The sequence below is a fragment of the Leisingera sp. ANG-M6 genome (genome assembly GCF_000813905.1).
GTDB lineage: Bacteria > Pseudomonadota > Alphaproteobacteria > Rhodobacterales > Rhodobacteraceae > Leisingera.
Map to the genome: position 1 here is coordinate 241,660 of NZ_JWLG01000013.1, position 21,818 is coordinate 263,477.

A 21,818-nucleotide genomic window follows, 5' to 3' on the forward strand; every position below is an offset into this window, starting at 1 on the left:
AGTGTCCAATTGGTACTGGAATGGGCGCGTCGGGGGGCAAATAAGTGTTCTCTTGCCAATTTCCAGTCTGATTACATTTTTTTACCGGCTTGTGCCACAACTGGTACAATTCCAGCCCTGACCTGAAGCCAACGAACCACTATTGCAGTCTGACCATGAATAAAAGCCTTTACAAAAACGGGTATGATGAACTGCGTCAGGTGCGGCGGCAGAGCCGCGGCCTGTACTGGTTCACCGGGATCTTCAGCTTTTTCGTGAACCTGCTAATGCTGACCGGTCCCTTATACATGATGCAGGTCTACGACCGGGTGCTGGGCAGCCGGTCAGAGGCGACCCTTTTGGCGCTGTCGCTGCTGGTGGTGTTCCTTTACGGGATGATGGGGCTCTTGGACTATGCCCGCGGCCGGATCATGGCGCGGGTTGGGGCCCGGCTGCAGGCGGCGCTGGATAAGCGGGTGTTCGATGCGATGATCCGCCGTTCTGCGGTGGCACAGGACCCGGTAGCGCAGACCGGTCTCTCAGACCTGGAGTCGGTGCAGCGGCTGATCGCCTCGCCGGTGCTGACTGCGGCTTTCGACTTGCCCTGGACGCCAGTGTTTCTGGCGGGCATTGCGCTGTTCCACCCCTGGCTGGGCCTGCTGGCCCTTGGCGGCGGTGCGGTATTGGTGCTGATTGCGTTCTTGAACCAGATGTTCACCCGGTTGCCGCAGCAGAAGGCAAGCATGACCGGCCACAAGGCCAATCTGATGTCCGAGGAAATCCGCAACGAAGCGGAAATGATCCAGTCAATGGGCATGCGCGGGGCATCTTTCGAGCGCTGGAAACAGGCCCGGGACGCGGCCTTGACCGACAGTGTCACGGCCAATGACACCGGCGGCGGGTTCACCACGCTGACCAAGACGCTGCGTCTTTTCCTGCAATCGGCGATGCTGGGTTTGGGCGCATATCTGGTGCTGCAAAACGAGGTGACGCCAGGCGCGATGATCGCAGGTTCCATCCTGATGGGCCGCGCCCTGGCGCCGATCGAACTGGGGCTGGGGCAGTGGGCGCTGGTGCAGCGGGCGATGAAGGGCTGGCACAATCTGGCGGAGCTGCTGGACAAGGTTCCGGAGGAAGAGACACGCACCGCCCTGCCCAAGCCGAAGGCGCTGCTGGAGGTCCAGGGGCTGGCGGTGGTGCCGCCTGGCAGCAATACGCCGCTCTTGCGCAATGTGAACTTCAAGGTGCAGCCGGGACAGGCAATCGGCGTGATCGGGCCTTCGGGATCCGGCAAGTCAACCCTCGCGCGGGCGCTGACAGGTGTTTGGCGGCCTGCGGCCGGTTCCGTCCGGCTCGACGGTGCGTCACTGGATCAGTACGCACCGGATGTGCTGGGCGGCCACATAGGTTACTTGCCGCAGCGGGTGCAGGTGTTTGATGGCACCATTGCCCAGAACATCGCCCGCCTTAATCAGCAGCCCGACGCCGAAAAGGTGGTTGAGGCCGCCCGTAAGGCTGCAGCGCATGAGATGATCCTGAAACTGCCCGACGGCTATGACACGCGCGTCAACGCCACCGGCGGACGGCTGTCGGGCGGACAGATGCAGCGGGTCGGGCTGGCCCGGGCACTGTTCGACGATCCGGTGATCGTGATCCTGGATGAGCCGAACTCGAACCTCGATAATGAAGGCTCGATGGCACTGAACCAGGCGATCAAGCAGATCAAGGCTGAGGGCCGCTCGGTGCTGATCATGGCGCACCGCCCGGCGGCGATCCAGGAATGCGACACGCTGCTGGTGATTGACAAGGGCACCCAGACCGCCTTTGGCCCCAAGGACAAGGTGCTGCAGGAAATGGTTGCCAACCATCAGAACATCCGCCAGGCGACCGGCGCGGGAGGTGTGCGATGAGTGTGGAGAACAACTGGCCCGCGCGCCGCCCGCTGATTATTGGCCTGATTGCTCTTGCAGTGCTGGTGGGGGGCTTCGGCTCCTGGTCGGTGCTGTCCTCGATTTCCGGTGCGGTGGTGGCCACGGGCCGTATTGAGGTCGACCGCAACCGGCAGGTGGTGCAGCATCTGGACGGCGGCATCGTTGCAGAGATTCTGGTCGATGAAGGCGACACCGTGGCTGAGGGCGCGACGCTGATCCGGCTTGACGCCAATGAGCTGAACTCCCAGTTGGTGATCACCGAAGGCCAGCTGTTCGAGCTGATGGCGCGGCGCGGCCGGCTGGAGGCGGAACGGGACGAGGCGGCTGATGTCACCTTTGACCCGGAATTGCTGCAGGCCGCGGAAGCCCAGCCGGATGTCATGGATCTGGTCGAGGGCCAGCGGCGCCTGTTCTTGGCCCGGAGAGATTCCACCGCGCGCGAGATCGAACAGCTCGAGAAGCGCCGGGCGCAAATCGAGGAGCAGATTCGCGGTATTCAGGCGCAGCAGAAATCCATGTCGGTGCAACTGGACTTGATCGGTGAGGAACTGGGCAACCAGCAGTCGCTGCTGGACCGCGGCCTGGCGCAGGCGGCAACGGTGCTGAATTTGCGGCGCACCCAGGCCAGCCTGGACGGCCAGCTGGGTGAGCTGGTGGCGTCGGAGGCGCAGGCTGAGGGCCGCATCACCGAGATTGATATCGAAATCCTGAAACTGGGCAGCGGCCAGCGAGAAGAGGCGATTACCCGCCTGCGCGATCTGCGCTATCAAGAGCTGGAGCTGGCTGAGACCCGCCGGTCCTTGCAGGGGCGGCTGGCGCGGCTGGATATCACCGCGCCGGTCTCGGGCATTGTCTACGGGCTGCAGGTGCAGACCCCGCGCTCGGTGATCCGGCCGGCCGACCCGGTGTTGTATCTGGTGCCGCAGGACCGGCCGCTGGTGATCGCGGCACAAGTGGCGCCGACCGACATTGACCAGCTTTATACCGGTCAGGAGGTCACCCTGCGGTTCTCGGCTCTGGATCAGCGCTCGACGCCGGAACTTTTCGGCCATGTCACCCAGGTCTCGGCTGATGCGTTTGAGGACCAGGGCAGCGGCATATCCTATTACCGGGCGGAGATCGAGCTGAACCCGGGCGAGCAGGGCCGCCTGCCGGCGGGCACGGTGCTGATCCCAGGAATGCCGGTGGAAAGCTACATCCGTACCGCCGACCGTTCGCCGCTGGCCTATCTGGTCAAGCCGCTGGCGGACTACTTCAACAAGGCTTTCCGCGAAAGCTGACTGCGGAGGGCGGATTCCCGCGCCGGGGTTTCGCATTTTCTCTTTCCGAAACCTGCTGCTGCGGGTAGCGTCCCGGCCAGCAAAGACTCGGAAGGAATGCGCCATGAGCATCGAAGCAAAACTGAAAGAGCTGGGTGTGACCCTGCCTGACGCGCCGGCACCTGCGGCCAACTATGTGCCTTATGTCGTTGCAGGCGACATGGTCTATATTTCCGGCCAGATTTCGGCGGATGAAAACGGCTTGATCACCGGCACCTTGGGTGCGGACATGGATGTCGACGCAGGCCAGGCAGCGGCCAAGCGCTGCGCGATTGCGCTGCTGGCTCAGCTCAAGGCAGCCTGCGGCGGCGATCTGGAGCGTCTGGTCCGCGTTGTGAAACTGGGCGCCTTTGTCAACTCGACCGCGGATTTTACCCAGCAGCCGCAGGTGGTGAACGGCGCCTCCGACTTCCTGGTTGAAGCGCTGGGCGACATTGGCCGCCACGCGCGTTCCGCGGTCAGCTCGCCCTCGCTGCCGCTGGGCGTCGCAGTTGAAATCGACGGTGTGTTCCAGATCAAATGACGCCGTCCCTGCCTGCCGCCTTTCTGACTGTCCCTCTGGCCCACCGCGCATTGCATGATGTTGAGGACGGGCGCCCGGAGAACAGCCGCGCTGCCATCCGCGCAGCAATTGCGGCAGGCTACGGGATCGAGATTGATTTGCAGCTGTCGAAGGATGGCTGCGCCATGGTGTTTCACGATTATGACCTGGACCGGCTGGCCGAAGGCTCCGGTCTGGTTAGGGACCGGACCCGCGAAGACCTGCGCGCCATCCCGCTGAAAGGCGGCGACGGGGAGGGCATTCCGGACTTTGCGGAAGTATTGGAGCTGGTGGGGGGGAAGGTGCCTCTGCTGGTTGAGATCAAGGATCAGGTTTGGAGCCGGCGGCCAGATGGCACCGGATGCGGCAGGCTCGAAGCAGCGGCTGCGCAGTGCCTGGAAGGATACTCAGGCGATGTAGCGGTGATGTCCTTCAATCCGGATGCCGTTGCGGAATTCGCCAAGCACCGCAGCGACTTGGCGCTTGGCCTGGTAACGGGCGCCTTTAAACCTAAAAATTGGCCGGAGCTGACGCCGGAAGAGCGCAAACACCTGCGGAAGATCGCAGATTTTGACAGGGTGGCCGCCAGTTTCATCAGCCACGGGGCGCACAATCTGGGCAACCCTGCTGTTGCCCGTTTGAAAGAGGCAGGCGTCCCGGTGCTGTGCTGGACAATCAAATCGCTTGCCCAGGAAGAAGCTGCGCGGGCGATCGCTGACAATGTCACATTTGAGCAGTACCTTTCGCCGCTAACATCTTGATCGCTCTGGACCGCACCCCACATCTTTGAAGCGGTGCGGAGGAATTGCATGTCTCAGGCGCGAATCGAAATCCGGGTGCTGGCGTCGCTGTCGCAGATCACGGCAGGCGAGTGGGACGCCTGCGCCTGCCCGGAGGCTGCGTCAGGCGGCCGTGCGCTCGATCCGTTCACCACCCACAGGTTCCTGAGCGCACTGGAGGACAGCGGTTCTGTCGGGCCGGGTACCGGCTGGCAGCCGCAGTATCTGACCGCCTATCAGGAGGGGCGCCTGATCGCCTGCGCGCCGCTTTATGCCAAGGGGCACAGCCAGGGCGAATACATCTTCGACCACAATTGGGCGCACGCCTATGAGCAGGCGGGCGGGCATTATTACCCCAAGCTGCAGATTGCAGTGCCCTTTACCCCGGCCACCGGGCGCCGGTTTCTGGTTCGCCCGGGTTTTGACGGCATTGGCCACTCGGCGTTGTTGCAGGGTGCTGTGCAGCTGGCGGCGGACAACAATCTGTCATCCCTGCATGTGACGTTTTGCACCCAGGACGAGGCGCGGCTGGGTGAGGAGATGGGGCTGATGCTGCGCACAACGCAGCAGTTCCACTGGCAGAACGATGGTTACGCCGATTTCGAGGCTTTCATGCGGGCGCTGTCATCGCGCAAGCGCAAGAACATCCGCAAGGAACGGATGCAGGCGCAATGCTTTGGCGGCGATATCCGTGTCGTTCAGGGCGATGACCTGCGCCCGGAGCATTGGGATGCCTTCTGGGAATTCTATCAGGACACTGGCGCGCGCAAGTGGGGGTCGCCTTATCTGACCCGGCAGTTCTTTGATATCGCGCACCGCACGATGGCGGACGACATGGCGCTGATTCTGGCGGAACGCAACGGGCACTATGTGGCGGGCGCGCTGAATTTCATTGGCCGTGAAACACTTTACGGCCGGTACTGGGGCTGTGTCGAACAGCACCCCTGCCTGCATTTCGAGCTGTGCTATTATCAGGCTATAGAGCTGGCGATTGCCCTGGGACTTGACCGGGCGGAAGCCGGCGCACAGGGTGAACACAAGCTTGCGCGTGGCTACATGCCATGCCAGACACACAGCTTGCACTGGATCGGCGATCCCGGGTTTGCCGGGGCCGTCGGACGCTACCTCGAGGCTGAGCGGGCTGCCACCGAGGAAGAGATTGAAATCCTGACCGATTACGGCCCGTTCCGCAAAGCCCATGTGGAGGAGCAAGAATGACGGAGAAACTGTCCGACGCCACCCGCGGCCCGCTGCTGGAGCCGCTGTTCGCCACCGGCTGGGAGATGGTGGATGGGCGTGATGCCATCACCAAGACCTTCAAGTTCAACAATTTCGCTGATGCCTTCGGCTGGATGACCCGCGCCGCGATCTGGGCCGAGAAGTGGAACCACCACCCGGAATGGAGCAATGTCTACAACCGGGTGACGGTGGTTCTGACCACCCATGATGTCGATGGGATCAGCGCCCAGGACGCCAAACTGGCGCGTAAAATGGACGGGCTGTTTGGCGAACCGCAGGAGTGACAAGAGGCAAATTCAGGCGGGCTCTAGCCGGTTTCCGCCCTTAGGGATTCAAAAAGGTCTTTCAGAATCCGATTGCCTTCCTCTGACTGAGAAATGAGGCAAGGGTCATTCCACTCATTCTGAAAGACGAACATGCAGCCTGCAAAGTTTACACTCGAGCAGGCCGGATACGCGGTTATCTCCGGTACACCGTAGATGCTTTCGATAGCTTCTCTGACAGCCGTCAGGTCAGACGCGCTGAATTCTAGCGAGAGACGGCCGCTCGAAAGTTCTAAAATCTTGAAAGTTATTGCTTTTTCCTTGTCCTGCAGCCTTGGCGGACTGTGTCTTTCAGCTTGACCTGAATAGGTCAGCAATGTTGTCTAAATGTTTCGCGCGCGAAACATTCGGACAGAAACTCTGACCCAATTTTTTACGAATTCTTAAGAGGTTGAAGGGTGGCCACCTGCCTTGGCGGCCACTGCAGTTCCAGAATCAGCCCATCGCTTCCAGCAGGCCCTCGCCGGCCGACAGCTCACACTGGCCCGGGTTCTCTTCCTTGTTGAGGATCTTCACCTCGCCGTCTTCCACCAGCATGGCATAGCGCAGCGAGCGGCCGATCAGGCCCGCAGAGGGCACGTCCAGCCGCATCTCGATTGCAGAGGTGAATGTGCATTCGGCGTCCGAGAGCATGGTGATCCCAGCCTCAGTGGCGCCGGTGTTGTCACCCCAGATCGACATCACGAAAGGGTCGTTGCCGGCCAGACAGATGATTTCATCGACACCTTTGGCGACGAATTGGTCCTTGGTGCGGATAAAGCTGGGCACATGCGCGGAATGGCAGGTGCTGGTAAAGGCACCCGGAACCGCGAAGATCACCACTTTGCGCCCTTTCAGCTTGTCCGACAGTTGCACTTGTTCTGGGCCGTTGTCCCCAATCCGTGTCAGTGTCGCGTCCGGCAGTTGGTCTCCAACAGAAATCATTGCACGTTCCTCTTTCTCCTGATTGCGTTTTGGGGCCCCGGGTATATAGGGTCCGGTGAAAGCGTGACGGGAACTATTGCGGGAGGCAAGGGGATATGTCCCACATCGTCGTGATTGGAGCAGGGCAGGCGGGGTCCTCGCTGGTGGCAAAGCTGCGCAAGGACGGGTTTGACGGGGAGATCACCCTGATCGGCGCAGAAGCAGCGCTGCCCTATCAGCGGCCGCCGCTGTCAAAGGCCTATCTGCTGGGGGAAATGGAGCTGGAACGGCTGTTCTTGCGGCCCGAGAGTTTTTACTCCGAAAACAACATCACCCTGAAGCTGGGACAGCGCGTCACCGCGATTGATCCGGCCGCCAAAACGGTGTCGCTGGAGGATGAGGTGATCAGCTACGACCAGCTGGCGCTGACCACTGGGTCCGACCCGCGCCGCCTGCCTGCCGCCATTGGCGGTGATCTGGACGGCGTTTACGTGGTGCGAGGGCTGACCGACGTGGACGCTATGGCGCCCAACGTGACCGAGGGCAAGCGCGCGCTGATTGTCGGCGGCGGCTACATCGGGCTGGAGGCTGCTGCAGTCTGCGCCAAGCGCGGTGTGCAGGTGAAGCTGGTGGAAATGGCTGATCGTATCCTTCAGCGGGTAGCGGCGCCGGAAACCTCTGATTTCTTCCGCAATCTGCACAGCGGCCAGGGCGTGGACATCCGCGAGGGCGTTGGGCTGGAGCGTCTGGAAGGCGAAGACGGCAAGGTCACCCGCGCTGTGCTGAGCGGCGGAGAGGTGCTGGACGTGGATTTCGTCGTGGTAGGCGTGGGCATCACCCCGTCGTCGCAACTGGCGGAGATGGCCGGGCTGGAGCTGGACAATGGCATCAAGGTGGATGCCAAGGGCCGGACCTCCGATGCGTCGGTCTGGGCGGCAGGCGATTGCGCCTCCTTCCCGTTCCAGGGCAACCGCATCCGCCTGGAAAGCGTGCCCAATGCCATCGACCAAGCCGAAGTTGTGGCGCAGAACATGCTGGGCGCGGACAAGGACTACATCGCGACCCCTTGGTTCTGGTCGGATCAGTACGACGTCAAACTGCAGATTGCGGGCCTCAACACCGGCTATGACAATGTGGTCACCCGCCAGGGTGAGGGCAGTCAGGTTTCCTTCTGGTACTACAAGGGTGACCAGCTGGTGGCGGTGGACGCGATGAACGACCCGCGCGCCTATATGGTGGCCAAGCGGCTCATTGATGCAGGCAAGACAGCGGACAAGGCAGTTGCCGCCGACCCTGCTGCCGATCTGAAACCGCTGCTGAAAGCGTGAGGATCATCGCCGGAGACTTCCGCGGCCGGGCACTGGCCGCGGTGGGCAAGGGGGATGCAGGTGCCCATCTGCGCCCAACCACCGACCGGGTGCGGGAAAGCCTGTTCAGTGTACTGACCCACACGGGCGCCATTCCCGGTGCCCGTGTGCTTGACCTGTTTGCAGGCACCGGCGCGCTGGGGCTGGAGGCGCTGTCGCGCGGCGCGGCGGAGGTTTTGTTTGTCGATGATGGGCGTGTGTCCGGCGGCCTGATCAAAAAGAACATCACGATCTGCAAGGCCGAAGACCGCTGCACCCTAGCGCGCCGTGACGCGCTGAAGCTGGGACAGAACCCGGATGCGCCTTTTGATCTGATCTTCCTCGACCCGCCTTATGGAAAGGCGCTGGGAGAGAAGGCGCTGGCTGCTGCCGTGGCTGGCGGCTGGTTGGCGGAAGATGCGCTGGTGGTCTGGGAGGAAAGCGCACCTATGAGCGCACCAAACGGGTTTGAGCTGGAAAGCAGCCGGAAGTATGGCGATACCCACGTCACCTTGTTGTGGCGTCAGGAGAACAGTCCTGCGTAAGTTCCGCTCCGCTCTTCGAATGTTTGAATTTCTATTTGCAAACTCAACTTTAGGAGCGTAGCCAGCCTGTGATTTAAGCAAATATCCGCCCATTCCGGCGGTTTCAAAGGACCCAATATGAAAACTGCAAAGTTTCTTGGCCTGCTGGCAGCAGGCTCTCTGTTTCTGTCCGGTTGTGTTTCGCCGGAAGTCGTGACCACCAACAACGTTGATGACGCTTCGCTGACTTGCGAGGAAATTAAAACCCAGTTGGGTCAATTGGATGAGATTCGCGCTGAAGCCAAGAAAGGCAAGACCGCCTCTGGCACGAATGTGGCCGCGGCGATCCTGTTCTGGCCGGCGGTGATCGGCAACTACGCCAACGCCAACGAGGCGCTGGAAGCGGCCAACAAGCGCCACGAGGTTCTGGTTGCTTTGGCAAAGAAGAAGCGCTGCAAGTTCTGAGCCTTGCCAGATTTTTGATTGGATAATGCAGGGGGGATCCCCTGCATTTTTGCATTTGAGAGCAGGTGCTTGGCCGCTGCGTAATTGCGGTGGCAGAGAAAGCTGTCTAACTCTTGCGGGGTAACCCGGATGCATCCCTCGATTGGCGGCACAAATGCCCAAGACATTTCCAACCCCAAAACTGGTGATTTTTGATTGCGACGGAGTGCTGGTGGACAGCGAGCCGGCGTCGAACCAGGCGCTGATCGACAATTTGGCGTGCCACGGGCTGGCACTGACGATGGAACAGTCGATGGCGCACTTCGTTGGCTGCACCATGGCCGGAGTTATGGAGAAGGCCCGCGGACTGGGTGCAGATCTGCCAGACAGGTGGATTGATGAAGTCTACGCGGAAACCATTGCCCGTCTGAGGCAGGGCGTGCCGCTGACGCCAGGCATTCCAGAATTGCTGGCGCGGCTGGATGCGCAGGAGATACCAGTCTGTGTGGCTTCCAACGGCAGCGAGGAGAAAATGCGCGTTACCTTGGGCCAGAACGGTCTTTGGGGGCGCTTCCATCCGCACGCAATATTCTCGGCGCATGCTTTGAGGGTCGCCAAGCCCGAACCGGGGCTGTTTCTGGCGGCAGCCAGCCATTTCGGAGTGCAAGCGCGCGACTGCCTGGTGATCGAGGACAACTGCAACGGTGTGACCGCAGCCGTGCGTGCAGGCATGCGCTGTCTTGGATATGCGCCGCAGGACAGTGGCAGGAAACTGGCAGCATTGGGTGCAGAGGTGTTCCGCGACATGGCAGAGGTGCCTGCGCTTTTGTCGATCTGAGGCCGTTGTGGTACTGTTCCGCGCATGGAACAGACCTTGCGCCTACCGTTCCTGCGGTATTCAAAAGAAGCGGAAACGCAGAAACTGCCTGCGTCAAAACCGCTGCGGGCACCGCTGTTCATTCAGGATGCGGTGACACCGTTTGGCGATGGTACGCTATTGCTGGCGCTCTGGCGGTTTCAGGAAGCTGATGGGCAGGACGACGCAAAGTCCTGACCGTATCCGTCCTTCACCTGGCTGAAGGTATTCCGGAGCACCGGGGGCGGCCCCCGGTGCGTCTTGGCAGGTCAGCCGTAGGTCGGGTGAAATTTTCCGGCCGGCGACAGGGTGAAAATTTCAGCCCCGTCTGCGGTTACGCCGATCGAATGCTCGAACTGCGCCGACAGAGACTTGTCACGGGTTACTGCAGTCCATTCATCCGTCAGGATCTTGGTTTCCGGGCGGCCCAGGTTGATCATTGGCTCAATGGTGAAGAACATGCCTTCCTCCAGTACCGGTCCGGTGCCGGGGCGGCCGTAGTGCAGCACATTGGGCGGGGCGTGGAACACTGTGCCCAGGCCATGGCCGCAGAAGTCGCGCACAACGCTCATACGCTGCGCCTCTGCATAGGTCTGGATCGCATGGCCGATGTCGCCGAAGGTGTTGCCGGGCTTCACGGCCTCAATCCCCTTCATCAGCGAATCGTGGGTGACCTGAATCAGCCGCTCTGCCTTACGGCTGAGCTTGCCTGCAACGAACATCCGGGAAGTGTCGCCGAACCAGCCGTCGACGATCACGGTCACGTCGATGTTCAGGATATCGCCGTCCTTCAGCTTCTTGTCGCCGGGGATGCCGTGGCAGACCACATGGTTCACCGAGATGCAGCTGGCGTGCTGATAGCCCTTGTAGCCGATGGTAGCGGACTTGGCGCCTGCGTCTTCGACCATTTGGGTAATGAGACGGTCGATTTCGCCGGTGCTCTGGCCGGGGAACACATGGGCTGCGATATCGTCCAGAATGCGCGCGGCAAGCGCCCCCGCTTTGTGCATGCCGGCATAGTCGCCGGGTTCATGAATGCGGATGCCGTCCTTGGTGGTGCGGCCGTCTTTCGATCTCATCGCGCAGAGCTCCATCACGTTTGTTGCGTAGCTATGTAAGGGGTTCCGGGCGAAAGGGCCAGACCGGGGGTGCGGGAACTTTTTCAGCAGCTATGCGTTTTCTCAGTTGAACCTTTACTTGGACAACGAGGGGAATGCAGCAGAATGGACAGCGTCAATAGCCTTATGCAAACTGAAATTTACGACGGGAAGTCGCTGGCGGATCTGGTCACGCTGGAATTTCTGGCGCAGGCTTTGGGTAGTGTGGTGGCAGCAGTGGTCATTTTGCTGGCCGGCTTCATCGTTGCGGGCTGGGTCAAGCGGCGGATCGTGCAGCTGGGTGACAGCAATGCCAAGCTGGATGTGACTTTGTTCCATTTCCTGGGCAACCTGGCCCGCTACGTCATCCTTGCCTTTGCCGTGCTGTTTGTTCTGAACACCTTCGGCGTCAAGACCACGTCCATCGTTGCAGCGATCGGTGCGGCTGGCCTTGCAATCGGTCTGGCCATGCAGGGCGCACTGTCCAATGTGGCGGCCGGCGTCATGATCATCCTTTTCCGCCCGTTCAAACTGGGTGATTTCATCGAAGTGGACGGCGAAATGGGCACGGTGCATGAAATCACTCTGAACAACACCGTGATTGCCAGCCTGTCCAACCTCAAGGTGATCATTCCCAATTCGGAAGTCTGGGGTAACACGATCACCAATTACTCGTCCTTCGACACACGCCGGGCTGAATGGGTCTTTGGCGTTGGCTACGGGGCGAACCTGGCAACCGCCGAAAAGGCAATCAGGGATGCCATCATGGGTGACAGCCGGTCGCACAACGATCCTGAGCCCTTCATCCAGGTGAATGCACTGAACAGCAGTTCGGTCGACTTTCTGGTGCGGGTCTGGGTCGATGCAGAGGAATACTTCCAGTACCAGGCCGACATGAAACGCAAGGTGAAGGAAGCACTGGATGCGGCTGGAGTCGACATTCCGTTCCCGACAAGGACCATCGTTCAGGCCGAAGCGGAACAGGAAGGCGGGAACGCGAAGCAAGTGGATCAGGCAGCCTGAGCGACCGCCCGGTCCGGGCCGTTACTCTCATGAGAGCGGTCCGGCGACCTCAACACCCTGCGGGGTAATCCGGGTACCCAGAACCAGCTTCTCCACCCCGGCGGCATAGGCACTGGCAAAGGCATCTGCGTAGGCAGGGTCGATATCGGCGGCCAGCTGGAAGCGTTCGCAGTCGGTGCGCTGCACCAGGTAGAGCATAACCGCCCGGTGGCCCTGTTCCACCATGTTTGCCAGCTCCCCCAGATGCTTGGTGCCGCGGGCGGTTACGCTATCGGGAAACTCAGCAAGGCCGGGCTGGCGCGACAAGGTCACGCTTTTCACCTCGACATAGCAGTCGGGCAGGCCGTCCTGTTGCAGCAGGAAATCGATGCGGCTGTTTGCGCCGTATTTCACCTCGGCTCGCACAGTCTTGTAAGCGGCGAGCTCCGCAACCTCCCCAGCCTCCAGCGCCGCCCGCAGGGCGCGGTTGGGAACCGAGGTGTCGACGCCGGTGAAATGGCCGTCTGCGTGTTCCACCAGCCGCCAGCCGTATTTCAGCTTCTTCTTCGGATCGTCGTTGGGCTCCAGCCAGACCTTCATGCCCGGATCCGCCAGCCCCATCATGCTGCCGGGGTTGGCGCAATGGGCGGTGATTTCCTGCCCGTCTACCAGCCGGCAATCGGCGAGGAAGCGTTTGTAGCGGCGGATCAGGGTGGCGGGGATCAGGGGCTGGGCAAAGTTCATGCCAGATGACTATCCCAGCCCCGCCCGGCGGCAAAGCCCTAGTTGCGGCCGGCCATGACGCCGCCGTCGACATCCCAGATGGCGCCGGTCACCCATGCAGTCTGATTTGACAGCAGGTGCACCACGGTTGCGGCTATGTCAGCCGGGCGGCCAACGCGTCCAATCGGGTGGAAGGTGTCAAAGCCGCTGGTCAGTGCGTCCTCGATCTGTGCGGGGGGTATGAATGCGCCGTAGATCGGAGTGACCACCACCGCAGGGGCCACCGCGTTCACCCGGATGCCATGGTCTGCCAGCTCCATCGCCAGGTGCTGAGTCAGGGCGTGCAAGCCCGCCTTGGCCATGGAGTAGGCTGAGCTGGGGGTCGCCTTGATCGCTTGTTTTGCCCACATCGAGCCGATGTTGACAATGGCGCCGCCGCCGTTGCGTGACATGTTGGTTGCGGCGGCTTGTGTCAGAAAGAAGGTGGCGCGGTTCAGGCCCATGTAACGGTCATAATCTTCGGGGCCATGCTCCAAAAATGGTTTTGGGGCAAAGACACCGGCGGCGTTGACCAGTTTGCTGATATGGTTGCTGCCGGCCTTAAGCTCGTCTGCCAGCGTCTGAACGGCTGCGAAGTCCATCAGATCAACTTTCCGGACTTCTGCGAGGGAGCCAAGTTCTGCTTTGGCAGCTTCTAACTTGGCAGCAGACGAACCCAAGAGGGTGACATGATGTCCCGCCTCTACCAGCTGGCGGGCAGTTTCCAGACCCATTCCCGACGATCCGCCGATGATCAATGCGGTCTCAGTACTCATTGTGATTCTCCTATCTATCAGTAGGTAGATAGATGTGAGTTGTGCTCCATTCCGTCAAGACCTATCTGTAGGTAGGTAGATGAGCGAGGGGTTGAGCATGGCAAAGCCGGACACAGCGGAACGCATCCTGGACATTGCGGAGAAGGCCGCGCGCACAGGTGGCTACAACGCCTTCAGCTTCCGTGAAATCGCTGCGGAAATCGGTATCAAATCAGCCTCTGTCCACTATCATTTTCCAACCAAGGATGCCTTGGGGGAGGCTCTGGCTGAACGCTATTCTGACAATTTTTTCATAGCCTTGGGTGATCCCCAGGGGGCGGAGCCTGCGGAGTTGCTCAAGCGCTATGTTGCAGCGTATGGCACGGCTCTGAAACAGGACGGGCTGATGTGCCTGTGCGGTGTTTTCGGGGCCGAGATTGCCGATTTGCCGCGGCCGGTCGCAAGCGCGACCCGGGCATTTTTCGCCCGCAACCTGGAATGGCTGCGGCAGGTCTACCAGCGACAAGGGTTGCAGCGGGATGCAGCGGACCGGGCTGCGGCACATATGATTGCCACGCTGGAAGGCGCGATGATTCTGGCCCGTGCCATGGAGGATGCGGCGCTGTTCGACGCTGCGGTTGCGAGGCTTTCCTAGTCGCTTTGGCCCTTGTGCCGCTCTGCTGGCGGAGTATTTTTGCACTCAGCCAAGGGAGATGCTCATGCCTGCAACGCCGAACCCAACTGCCGCCATGCTGGTTATCGGCGATGAGATCCTGTCCGGCCGCACCCGCGATGCCAATATGCATTACCTGGCGGGAGAGCTGACCAAACATGGCATCGATCTGAAGGAAGTGCGGGTGGTGAGCGACGATGAGGCGGCGATCATTGCCGCGGTCCGGGCGCTGTCACGCGCTTTTGACCATGTGTTCACCAGCGGCGGTATCGGGCCGACCCATGATGACATTACCGCCGATTGCATTGCCAAGGCGTTTGAAGCGCATCTGGATGTGCGCGACGATGCCCGCGCGATCCTGCAGGCGCATTACGATACCCAAGGGCTGGAGATGAACGCGGCGCGGCTGCGGATGGCCCGCATTCCGGACGGTGCGGTGCTGATTGACAACCCTGTCTCGGCGGCGCCCGGGTTCACCATCGGCAATGTGCATGTGATGGCCGGTGTGCCGATGATCTTTCAGGCAATGGTGGCAAGCGTGATGCCGACCCTGACCGGCGGCCGACCGATGCTGTCGCAGACCTTGCGGGTGCTGCGGGGAGAGGGCGAAATCGCGGCTCCGCTGCGCTCTCTGGCAGAGGCCTATAGCGATCTATCGGTGGGCTGCTACCCGTTCCAGAAGGACGGCGCGTTCGGCGCCAATGTCGTGATCCGCGGCACTGACGGCGCACGTGTCGATGCGGCGATGACCGAACTGGCAAAGGAGCTGGAGCAGTGACCACCGATCCCCGTTACTATGGCGTGACCGAGGCGACATGGCCGTCGGCATCGCTGCGCGAACTTGGGCCTGTCACCCTGCGCGAAGGGCAGGGCGGCGGCAGCCGTGTGTCGGCAACGACGGTGAACGGTGCAGCGTCTGACGTGGAGATTGCAGCGGCTGAGGACGCGATGCGCGCTATGGGTCAGGACTGCCTGTTCATGATCCGCGATGGTGAGACGGAGCTGGACGCGCAACTGGAGGCGCGCGGCTATGCGGTGAAGGATCCGGTTAACCTGTGGACCTGCCCGGCGGAGCGGCTGACAGATATCCCGGTGCCCCGTGTTACCGCCTTTTGCGTCTGGGAACCGCTGGCGATCCAGCGCGAGATCTGGGCGCAAGGGGGCATCGGGCCGGAGCGGCTGGCGGTGATGCAGCGGGTGCAAGGTCCGAAAACCGGGCTGCTGGGGCGCCACAAGGACAAACCGGCGGGCGCAGGGTTCGTTGCCATTCACGACGGGGTGGCGATGATTCACGCGCTGGAAATCCTGCCGCATCAACGCCGCGCCGGCATGGGCGCCTGGATGATGCGTCAGGCCGCCTTCTGGGCTCTTGAAAACGGCGCCAGCGAACTGGCGGTGCTCTGTACGAAACGTAACGAGGGTGCAAACGGGCTTTACGCTTCCCTCGGCATGGACTGTGTTGGACAGTACCACTACCGGATTTTGCAACAAGGCGATTGACCGCGATGAGTGACCAGACCCAGCCCACAGCCCTCGACCTGCCGATAGTGGACCCGCTGCCGCCGGAAACGCAGAAGTACTTTGATATCTGCGTCGAGAAACTGGGCTTTGTGCCGAATGTGCTGAAGGCAAATGCCTTTGATATCGCCAAGCTCAACGCCTTCACCGCCATGTACAACGATTTGATGCTGGCGGACAGCGGCCTGAGCAAGCTGGAGCGGGAGATGATTGCGGTGGTGGTCTCTGCAATCAACCGCTGTTTCTATTGCCTGGTGGCGCATGGCGCGGCCGTGCGGCAGTTGTCCGGCGATCCGCAGCTGGGCGAGATGCTGGTGATGAACTACCGGGTGGCGCCGCTGGATGCGCGCCAGCGGGCGATGCTGGATTTTGCGGCCAGGATGACCACGGCGAGCGCAGAGATCGAGGAGGCGGACCGCCAGACCCTGCGGGATGCGGGATTTAGCGACCGGGATATCTGGGATATCGCCAATGTCGCAGGCTTCTTCAACATGTCGAACCGGGTGGCCAGCGCAACCGCGATGGTGCCCAATCCGGAATATCACAGCCAGTGCCGTTAAGACGTCTGATTGCAGCGGTGGCAGCAGCGTTCCTGCCCGGAATGCTGTATGCGGCGGAACTTGCCTTGCCCGCTGATGCGACTGCCATTTCTGAACGGGCGACTGCGCTTGGCGTCTATCAGCTGCCCATTGGCCCGGAAGACGCGGACAAGGTGCCTTCGGAGCGGTTCGAGGGGCAGATTAACCGCCGGACCTGGCGCGTGGAAGGCAGCGGCACGGTGCTGCAGATCCTGGCGCCGCTGCGGGAGCAGCTGGTGGAGCAGGGTTATGAAGTGCGGCTAGACTGCGCGGCGCGTGATTGCGGCGGTTTTGGCTTCCGGTTCGGGATCGAAGTGGTGCCAACGCCGGATATGATGGTGGATATTTCCCGTTTTCACTTCCTGTCGGCCGCCAAGGGAAGAGAAGCGGTTTCTGTTCTCGTGTCGCGGGCAGGCGGTGCGGCCTTTGTTCAAATGATCAGTGTGCGGCCGCCGGACGCAGTGCCAGTCCTATCGAAACCCGTGGTCCAAGCGCCGGCGGAACCGGATCCGGTGCGGCCGGTAGAATTGGCCAAGGTGCTGGAAGTGCGCGGCCATGCGGTGCTGACAGATCTGGTATTCGAGAGCGGTTCTACCCGTCTGCGCGAGGGGCAGTATGGCAGCCTGAAGGAATTGGCTGGCTATCTGGCCGCGACTCCGCAGCATCGGCTGCTGCTGGTGGGCCATACTGACTCGGTGGGCTCGCTGGCGCAAAACACCCGCATTTCCGAACGCCGGGCGCAGTCTGTGAAAGAGCGGCTGGTTGAGGCCTATGAGGCTGATGGAACGCGCATTGACGTGGCTGGTGCCGGATATCTGGCACCCATCGCCAGCAATCTGGTCCCGGAGGGCCGAGAGGCCAACCGGCGGGTGGAGGCTGTCCTTCTCGCCAATTGAGCGCCGGTACCCTGAACGCTGCTATTCACTCCCGCCCCCGCAGGTGTCTTAGTGATTGCAAGCCTTCTTGGAGGGGGCAGGCTTGGCGCAGATTTTCTGCACCGGCGGCTGGCAGAACGGTTGCAATGAGGATTGTCCAGGTGGGCCTCAGCAGCGGCGCATACCGCGCGGGCTGCGCTGGTACATGGCCTTGAACTGGCGCGAGAACCCCGGCAGCGAGACAAACCCCGTCGCCAGAGCCACTTCTGTGACTGGCATTGCGGTGCTTAGAAGCAGCTCGCGCGCCCGCTGCAGGCGAATCTGAAGATAGGCCTGTTGCGGTGTCATGCCCAGCCCGCGTTTGCAGCGCAGGCGCATCGCTTTCAGGCTGAGCCCGAGCCGCCCTGCAATCTCAGTCAATGCCAAAGGAGCTTGCAGATTTTCCAGCATTATCTGATGCATCTGCCCCAGAACCGGGTCGGCTGAAGGCTGCAGCCGCTGGCGCACATCCGGGGGGCGGATAGAGCCATGGGCCATGTCTTCGGCGGTCGCCGCCGCCAGCCCTTCCGGGGCGGTGGCCGAGACCCAGGCAAGCATTGCGTCGCCGGTAGCGGTTCCGCCCACGGCGCTCAGCCTGCGGCGGCCGTAGCAGTAAATACGGTCGCTGACCTCGATTTCGGGCCAGCGCTCGCGGAACCCCGCTTCGGCCTCGTGGTGCAGCACCGCCTCATGGCCGTCCAGATAGCCCAGCTGGGCCAGTACAACGGTGCCGGTATCAATGCCGCCCAGCACGGCGCCGGCGCGCGCGGCCCGTGCCAGATAGGCACGCAGCCCCTGCGGCAGGTGGCGCAACGGATCGTAGCCGGCGCAAAGCAGCACAAGATCGGGCGTATCGCCGAGGTCCCATCCACTGCGGTCCGGCGCGGCCAGCCGTCCGCTAGAGGCCAGTACCGGTGCCTGAGTGGCGCTGAGCGTCTCCCATGTGTATAGTCGGCGGCCGGCATTCTTGTTGGCAATGCGCAGAGTTTCGGAGGCCAGCACATAGGCCAGCATCTGGAACTCTGGAAACAGGATGAAGCTCACTTTCGGCATTTCAGGAGGTTATATGCAAGTATCAGGCGTTTCCATGCAAATCGGGTGAAGTCCAGGCCGCTAGGGTTCTTGCAGTCACAGGAAAGGAAACGCCAATGACCGTTATGACCCCGACCCCGTTGCAGGGCCGTCCGGCCAATTGCTCGGATGCCGAATGGGAGGCCCGTTGCGAGCTGGCTGCGATTTACAATGCGCTGGTGAAATACCGGCTGACGGATCAGACCAATCAGTGGCACGCGATCCGGGTGCCCGGCGAGGACGCGCTGATCACTCACCATTACGGCTGGATGCATGAGGAGGTGACCGCCTCCAATCTGATCAAGGTCGGCTTTGACCGGAAAAACCATAATCCTGAAAATGGCGAGCCGAACCCCTCGGCCACAGAGATCGGCAAGCTGTTTTTTGAGGCAGAGCCGGAAAAGAACTGCATCATGCACATCCACACCAAGGCGATTATGGGTGTGTCGGCGCAGAGGGATGGCGTCGGCCCTTACAGCCAGGCCTATCTGATGATCGGTGGCGGCGATGTGCTGGGATACACCGACTATGAATTCGAATGCACTGATGATTTCCTGGCCGGGCTGCTGGATGCGGGCCGCGGCAAGAAGGCCGTGGTCGAGGCATGGCACGGTGCCTTTGTGTTCGGGGGGACGGCAGGGGAGGCGTTTTTCCGGTCCTTTTACCTGGATCAGGCCTGTGCGGTTCAGCTGGAGGTGCAGCAGGCGGCAGCCTGCCCCGGGGTTGAGATCCGCACCATTCCGGAAAGCGAGCAGAAGCGCCACCTGAGTGACATGGCGGCCAGCGACTGGTACGGTTACGAGGGAGAATTGGAATGGCATGCCATCCGGCGCCGCCTGGATGCGGAGGCGCCGCATTACAAAGGCTGAACGGGCCGACGGGCTGCAGTCCGGAGATTCCCGGGCCTTGGCCACGACATCAGAGATGCCTCAGCAAGCCTTCGGTCCGGCGCCGTGCTGGAGTCCGGCGTGCGACGCGCAGCGGCGCTGGACCCAACGGGAGCAGATCAATCTTTGATTGATCCGGGAAGGGCGGGAGCCTGCCTGATTGATCCTGCCAGGCCGACCTGAGGTGCAGGTCTTAAAAAAGCCCCCGCGAGTGGCGCGGGGGCAGGTCTTCGAGGGATGTCTTGTTCCGGTTTTCCTTAGAACCGGTTCAGGTTTTCCATTCGGACGGGTCGCGGTCGGCAAAGGCTGCCACCAGGAAATCGATGAAGGCCCGCACCTTGGGCTGGGTGAATTTACCGGGCGGGTAGACCGCGTAGATACCCTGGGTCTCAACCGGCAGGCTGGGCATCACGTCCTCAACCAGCCCTTCTTCCAGCGCCTCGGAGTAAAGGTAGCTGGGCAGATAGGCGATGCCGAGGCCGGAGATGGCGGCATTCAGCAGCGATTGCCCATCATTCACCGACAGCCAGCCGGAAGTGCGTACCTGACGCTTTTCACCAGACGGGGCGGTGATCTTCCAGACATTGCCGCTGGACTGGCTGGAGTAGTGCAGCAGTTTGTGGTTGTTAAGCTCGTCGATCTTCTGCGGGCGGCCGTATTTTTCCAGGTATTCCGGCGAGGCAATCATCCGCTTGGTGGTCTCTGTCAGCTTGCGGGCCCGCAGAGAGCTGTCCTCCAGCTCGCCGATCCGCACGGCCATGTCGAAGCCTTCGGAGATCAGCTCCACATAGCGGTTGTTTAGAACCATGTTGACAGTGATATCCGGGAAGTCGCGCAGGAAATCCGACAGCACCGGCGACAGGTGGTTGACGCCGAAGTCGGTGGCAACGGAAATCCGCAGCAAACCGGAGGGGGCCGATTGCATCGAGGTGACCAGCGCGTCCGCCTCGCCTGCATCGTTGAGAACCCGGCGGGCGCGGTCATAATAGGCAAGGCCGATCTCGGTCGGCGACACCCGGCGCGTGGTGCGGTTCAGCAGGCGCGCGCCGAGACGGGCTTCCAGGCTGGAGACATGTTTGGAGACGGCCGATTTGGAAATCCCCATTTTCCGTGCCGCATCGGTGAAGCCGCCTTGGTCCACCACATTGGCAAAGGCCTCCATTTCCATCAGTCGGTCCATATTCACCCATCCTCGTAAAGCCGTGTTGCCCCGAAGCTGACGGGGAAATCGGGCAAGATCGGGGCGGAGGTGGGATAATTGCGAGGTTTCGCCGGGATCGTTTGCGCTGTGGAAACGGCTGCCCTTGGCCGGCGGGCGGCGAAGGCTGAGGGTTAATGAAACCTTAAAGGGCAAGCCTGATCGTCAGAATCCATAGCGGCAGGGTCACCGCACTGAGCAAGGTGGATTGCGCAATAAGTGTGGCAGCCAGTGTGCGGTCAGCACCAAAGGCCGAGGCCAGCACATGCGCCGCCGATGCGGTGGGCAGGGCAGCAAACAGCACCAGCACGGCGGCAAAGCCGGGATCGCTGCCCAGCAGCAGGCAAGCCGCCAGGACAATGGCGGGCACCAGCACCAGACGCACCAGGCAGAGATAGCCGTTGAACAGGTCGAGCCGCGCCAGCGCCCGCCAATTCATGGTGGCGCCGATGGACAGAAGCGCAATCGGGATCGCTGCATGGGCCAGCATCTCGGCTGGGGCCAGGATCGGTGCAGGAATCTTGTAACCCGAAAGTCCCACAGAAACACCTGCAACGGAGGCCAGCAGAAAGGGATTGAGTGCGATTTTCACTGCCGTCTCGCGCAACGAAAGGCTGCCGCCGCGTGACAGCGCGCAGACAGCCATTACATTGGCCACTGGCACGGCCATGCCGATGGCAACCGCCATCTGGCCGGTCAGTTCCGTGCCGATCGAAGGCAGGGCGACAAAGGCAATGGCCGTATTGAAACGCCAGGCAGTTTGCCAGGCGCCTGCAAAGTCGAGGAATTTTTCCGGCCCGGCCCTGCGCGCCAGAAGACCAAAGGCGAGTGCCAGGGCGAGGATGCTCCAGACTGCGGGCCCGATCCGGCCGAGGTCTGCAATGGCAATGGGGCGGCCACTGGCGGCAAAGAACAGCAGCGCTGGAAACAGTACCTCGAAGTTCAACTTGTCCAGGCCTTGCCAGGCTTGCGGTGACAGCCGCCTGCGAACCAGCCCGCCAAGAGCCACCATCAGGAAGCTGGGGGTCAGGCCCATCAGGATAACTGCAAATACCACGTATGCCCTCGTCTTGCGGTTCAGGTGTGACACTGCCGCCCTCGGATAGCGCGGGCAAGAGGAATGGGGGCCGGCACAGTGGGCTTCTGTGAAGATGACGCAAAATTGTGCGTTTGCTGCGG

Annotated in this window: 25 protein-coding genes; 18 read left to right on the plus strand and 7 right to left on the minus strand. The window is 61.6% G+C overall.

Annotated features, from left to right (window positions below; genetic code table 11):
- Nucleotides 1–155 precede the first annotated feature (155 nt).
- From RA24_RS11050 to RA24_RS11075, 6 genes are all read left to right on the plus strand, one after another.
- Nucleotides 156–1,889 (plus strand): type I secretion system permease/ATPase, encoded by a 1,734-nt coding sequence (locus tag RA24_RS11050; protein WP_039173690.1) that lies wholly within the window; start codon nt 156–158, stop codon nt 1,887–1,889.
- Nucleotides 1,886–3,190, plus strand: coding sequence for an HlyD family type I secretion periplasmic adaptor subunit (locus tag RA24_RS11055; RefSeq protein WP_039173692.1), 1,305 nt, complete (start codon nt 1,886–1,888; stop codon nt 3,188–3,190). The genes RA24_RS11050 and RA24_RS11055 overlap by 4 nt, the downstream gene beginning before the upstream one ends.
- Nucleotides 3,191–3,293: 103 nt before the next feature.
- Nucleotides 3,294–3,752: a RidA family protein gene (locus RA24_RS11060; protein WP_019297302.1), complete on the plus strand. Its 459-nt coding sequence runs from the start codon at nt 3,294–3,296 to the stop codon at nt 3,750–3,752.
- Nucleotides 3,749–4,531, plus strand: coding sequence for a glycerophosphodiester phosphodiesterase family protein (locus RA24_RS11065; RefSeq protein WP_039191531.1), 783 nt, complete (start codon nt 3,749–3,751; stop codon nt 4,529–4,531). The genes RA24_RS11060 and RA24_RS11065 overlap by 4 nt, the downstream gene beginning before the upstream one ends.
- Nucleotides 4,532–4,579: 48 nt before the next feature.
- A complete protein-coding gene (locus RA24_RS11070) occupies nt 4,580–5,767 on the plus strand; it encodes a GNAT family N-acetyltransferase (RefSeq protein WP_039191534.1) in 1,188 nt (395 codons plus the stop codon).
- On the plus strand, nt 5,764–6,072 hold the full coding sequence (locus RA24_RS11075) for a 4a-hydroxytetrahydrobiopterin dehydratase (RefSeq protein WP_019297299.1): 309 nt from the start codon (nt 5,764–5,766) through the stop codon (nt 6,070–6,072). The genes RA24_RS11070 and RA24_RS11075 overlap by 4 nt, the downstream gene beginning before the upstream one ends.
- A 474-nt stretch (nt 6,073–6,546) precedes the next feature.
- On the opposite strand, the gene RA24_RS11080 is transcribed toward RA24_RS11075, so the two are convergent.
- On the minus strand, nt 6,547–7,035 hold the full coding sequence (locus RA24_RS11080) for a peroxiredoxin (protein ID WP_019297298.1): 489 nt from the start codon (nt 7,033–7,035) through the stop codon (nt 6,547–6,549).
- A 95-nt stretch (nt 7,036–7,130) separates the two neighbouring features.
- Between RA24_RS11080 and RA24_RS11085 the strand changes: the two genes are divergently transcribed.
- From RA24_RS11085 to RA24_RS11105, 5 genes are all read left to right on the plus strand, one after another.
- Nucleotides 7,131–8,342, plus strand: a complete 1,212-nt coding sequence (locus RA24_RS11085) for an NAD(P)/FAD-dependent oxidoreductase (RefSeq protein ID WP_039191537.1) — start codon at nt 7,131–7,133, stop codon at nt 8,340–8,342.
- On the plus strand, nt 8,339–8,905 hold the full coding sequence (gene rsmD, locus RA24_RS11090; RefSeq protein ID WP_039191538.1) for a 16S rRNA (guanine(966)-N(2))-methyltransferase RsmD: 567 nt from the start codon (nt 8,339–8,341) through the stop codon (nt 8,903–8,905). The genes RA24_RS11085 and rsmD overlap by 4 nt, the downstream gene beginning before the upstream one ends.
- 117 nt (nt 8,906–9,022) lie before the next feature.
- The gene (locus tag RA24_RS11095) at nt 9,023–9,349 is read left to right on the plus strand and encodes a hypothetical protein (protein ID WP_019297295.1); all 327 of its coding nucleotides are present in this window, start codon (nt 9,023–9,025) and stop codon (nt 9,347–9,349) included.
- Between the two features lie 154 nt (nt 9,350–9,503).
- Nucleotides 9,504–10,166 carry an HAD family hydrolase gene (locus RA24_RS11100; RefSeq protein ID WP_039191540.1) on the plus strand — a complete coding sequence of 221 codons (663 nt, stop codon included), beginning with the start codon at nt 9,504–9,506 and terminating at the stop codon, nt 10,164–10,166.
- Between the two features lie 24 nt (nt 10,167–10,190).
- Nucleotides 10,191–10,382 carry a hypothetical protein gene (locus RA24_RS11105; protein WP_019297293.1) on the plus strand — a complete coding sequence of 64 codons (192 nt, stop codon included), beginning with the start codon at nt 10,191–10,193 and terminating at the stop codon, nt 10,380–10,382.
- A gap of 71 nt (nt 10,383–10,453) precedes the next feature.
- On the opposite strand, the gene map is transcribed toward RA24_RS11105, so the two are convergent.
- A complete protein-coding gene (gene map / locus RA24_RS11110) occupies nt 10,454–11,263 on the minus strand; it encodes a type I methionyl aminopeptidase (RefSeq protein WP_039191791.1) in 810 nt (269 codons plus the stop codon).
- A gap of 144 nt (nt 11,264–11,407) precedes the next feature.
- On the opposite strand from map, the gene RA24_RS11115 reads away from it, so the two are divergent.
- The gene (locus RA24_RS11115) at nt 11,408–12,304 is read left to right on the plus strand and encodes a mechanosensitive ion channel family protein (protein WP_039173703.1); all 897 of its coding nucleotides are present in this window, start codon (nt 11,408–11,410) and stop codon (nt 12,302–12,304) included.
- A gap of 27 nt (nt 12,305–12,331) precedes the next feature.
- On the opposite strand, the gene sfsA is transcribed toward RA24_RS11115, so the two are convergent.
- Both sfsA and RA24_RS11125 read right to left on the minus strand, forming a co-directional pair.
- A complete protein-coding gene (gene sfsA / locus RA24_RS11120; RefSeq protein WP_039173705.1) occupies nt 12,332–13,027 on the minus strand; it encodes a DNA/RNA nuclease SfsA in 696 nt (231 codons plus the stop codon).
- Nucleotides 13,028–13,065: 38 nt separating this feature from the next.
- A complete protein-coding gene (locus RA24_RS11125; protein ID WP_039173707.1) occupies nt 13,066–13,821 on the minus strand; it encodes an SDR family NAD(P)-dependent oxidoreductase in 756 nt (251 codons plus the stop codon).
- 97 nt (nt 13,822–13,918) lie between these two features.
- Between RA24_RS11125 and RA24_RS11130 the strand changes: the two genes are divergently transcribed.
- From RA24_RS11130 to RA24_RS11150, 5 genes are all read left to right on the plus strand, one after another.
- Nucleotides 13,919–14,455 carry a TetR/AcrR family transcriptional regulator gene (locus RA24_RS11130; protein WP_039191794.1) on the plus strand — a complete coding sequence of 179 codons (537 nt, stop codon included), beginning with the start codon at nt 13,919–13,921 and terminating at the stop codon, nt 14,453–14,455.
- A 64-nt stretch (nt 14,456–14,519) separates the two neighbouring features.
- Entirely contained in the window at nt 14,520–15,251 is a 732-nt protein-coding gene (locus RA24_RS11135) for a competence/damage-inducible protein A (protein WP_019297287.1), read from the plus strand.
- Nucleotides 15,248–15,973, plus strand: coding sequence for a GNAT family N-acetyltransferase (locus RA24_RS11140; protein WP_039191542.1), 726 nt, complete (start codon nt 15,248–15,250; stop codon nt 15,971–15,973). Before RA24_RS11135 ends, RA24_RS11140 begins: the two co-directional genes overlap by 4 nt.
- Before the next feature lie 5 nt (nt 15,974–15,978).
- Nucleotides 15,979–16,551, plus strand: coding sequence for a peroxidase-related enzyme (locus RA24_RS11145; protein ID WP_039191546.1), 573 nt, complete (start codon nt 15,979–15,981; stop codon nt 16,549–16,551).
- A gap of 41 nt (nt 16,552–16,592) precedes the next feature.
- Nucleotides 16,593–17,465 (plus strand): OmpA family protein, encoded by an 873-nt coding sequence (locus tag RA24_RS11150; RefSeq protein ID WP_052269583.1) that lies wholly within the window; start codon nt 16,593–16,595, stop codon nt 17,463–17,465.
- Between the two features lie 147 nt (nt 17,466–17,612).
- On the opposite strand, the gene RA24_RS11155 is transcribed toward RA24_RS11150, so the two are convergent.
- Complete coding sequence (locus tag RA24_RS11155; protein WP_039191548.1) at nt 17,613–18,536, minus strand: GlxA family transcriptional regulator; 924 nt, start codon at nt 18,534–18,536, stop codon at nt 17,613–17,615.
- A gap of 95 nt (nt 18,537–18,631) precedes the next feature.
- Between RA24_RS11155 and RA24_RS11160 the strand changes: the two genes are divergently transcribed.
- On the plus strand, nt 18,632–19,423 hold the full coding sequence (locus RA24_RS11160; protein ID WP_019297282.1) for a class II aldolase/adducin family protein: 792 nt from the start codon (nt 18,632–18,634) through the stop codon (nt 19,421–19,423).
- Between the two features lie 286 nt (nt 19,424–19,709).
- Here RA24_RS11160 and RA24_RS11165 read toward each other — a convergent pair whose 3' ends face one another.
- Both RA24_RS11165 and RA24_RS11170 read right to left on the minus strand, forming a co-directional pair.
- Nucleotides 19,710–20,621, minus strand: a complete 912-nt coding sequence (locus tag RA24_RS11165; RefSeq protein WP_019297281.1) for a LysR family transcriptional regulator — start codon at nt 20,619–20,621, stop codon at nt 19,710–19,712.
- A gap of 163 nt (nt 20,622–20,784) precedes the next feature.
- Nucleotides 20,785–21,696, minus strand: a complete 912-nt coding sequence (locus tag RA24_RS11170) for an AEC family transporter (protein ID WP_237754586.1) — start codon at nt 21,694–21,696, stop codon at nt 20,785–20,787.
- Nucleotides 21,697–21,818: the final 122 nt, after the last annotated feature.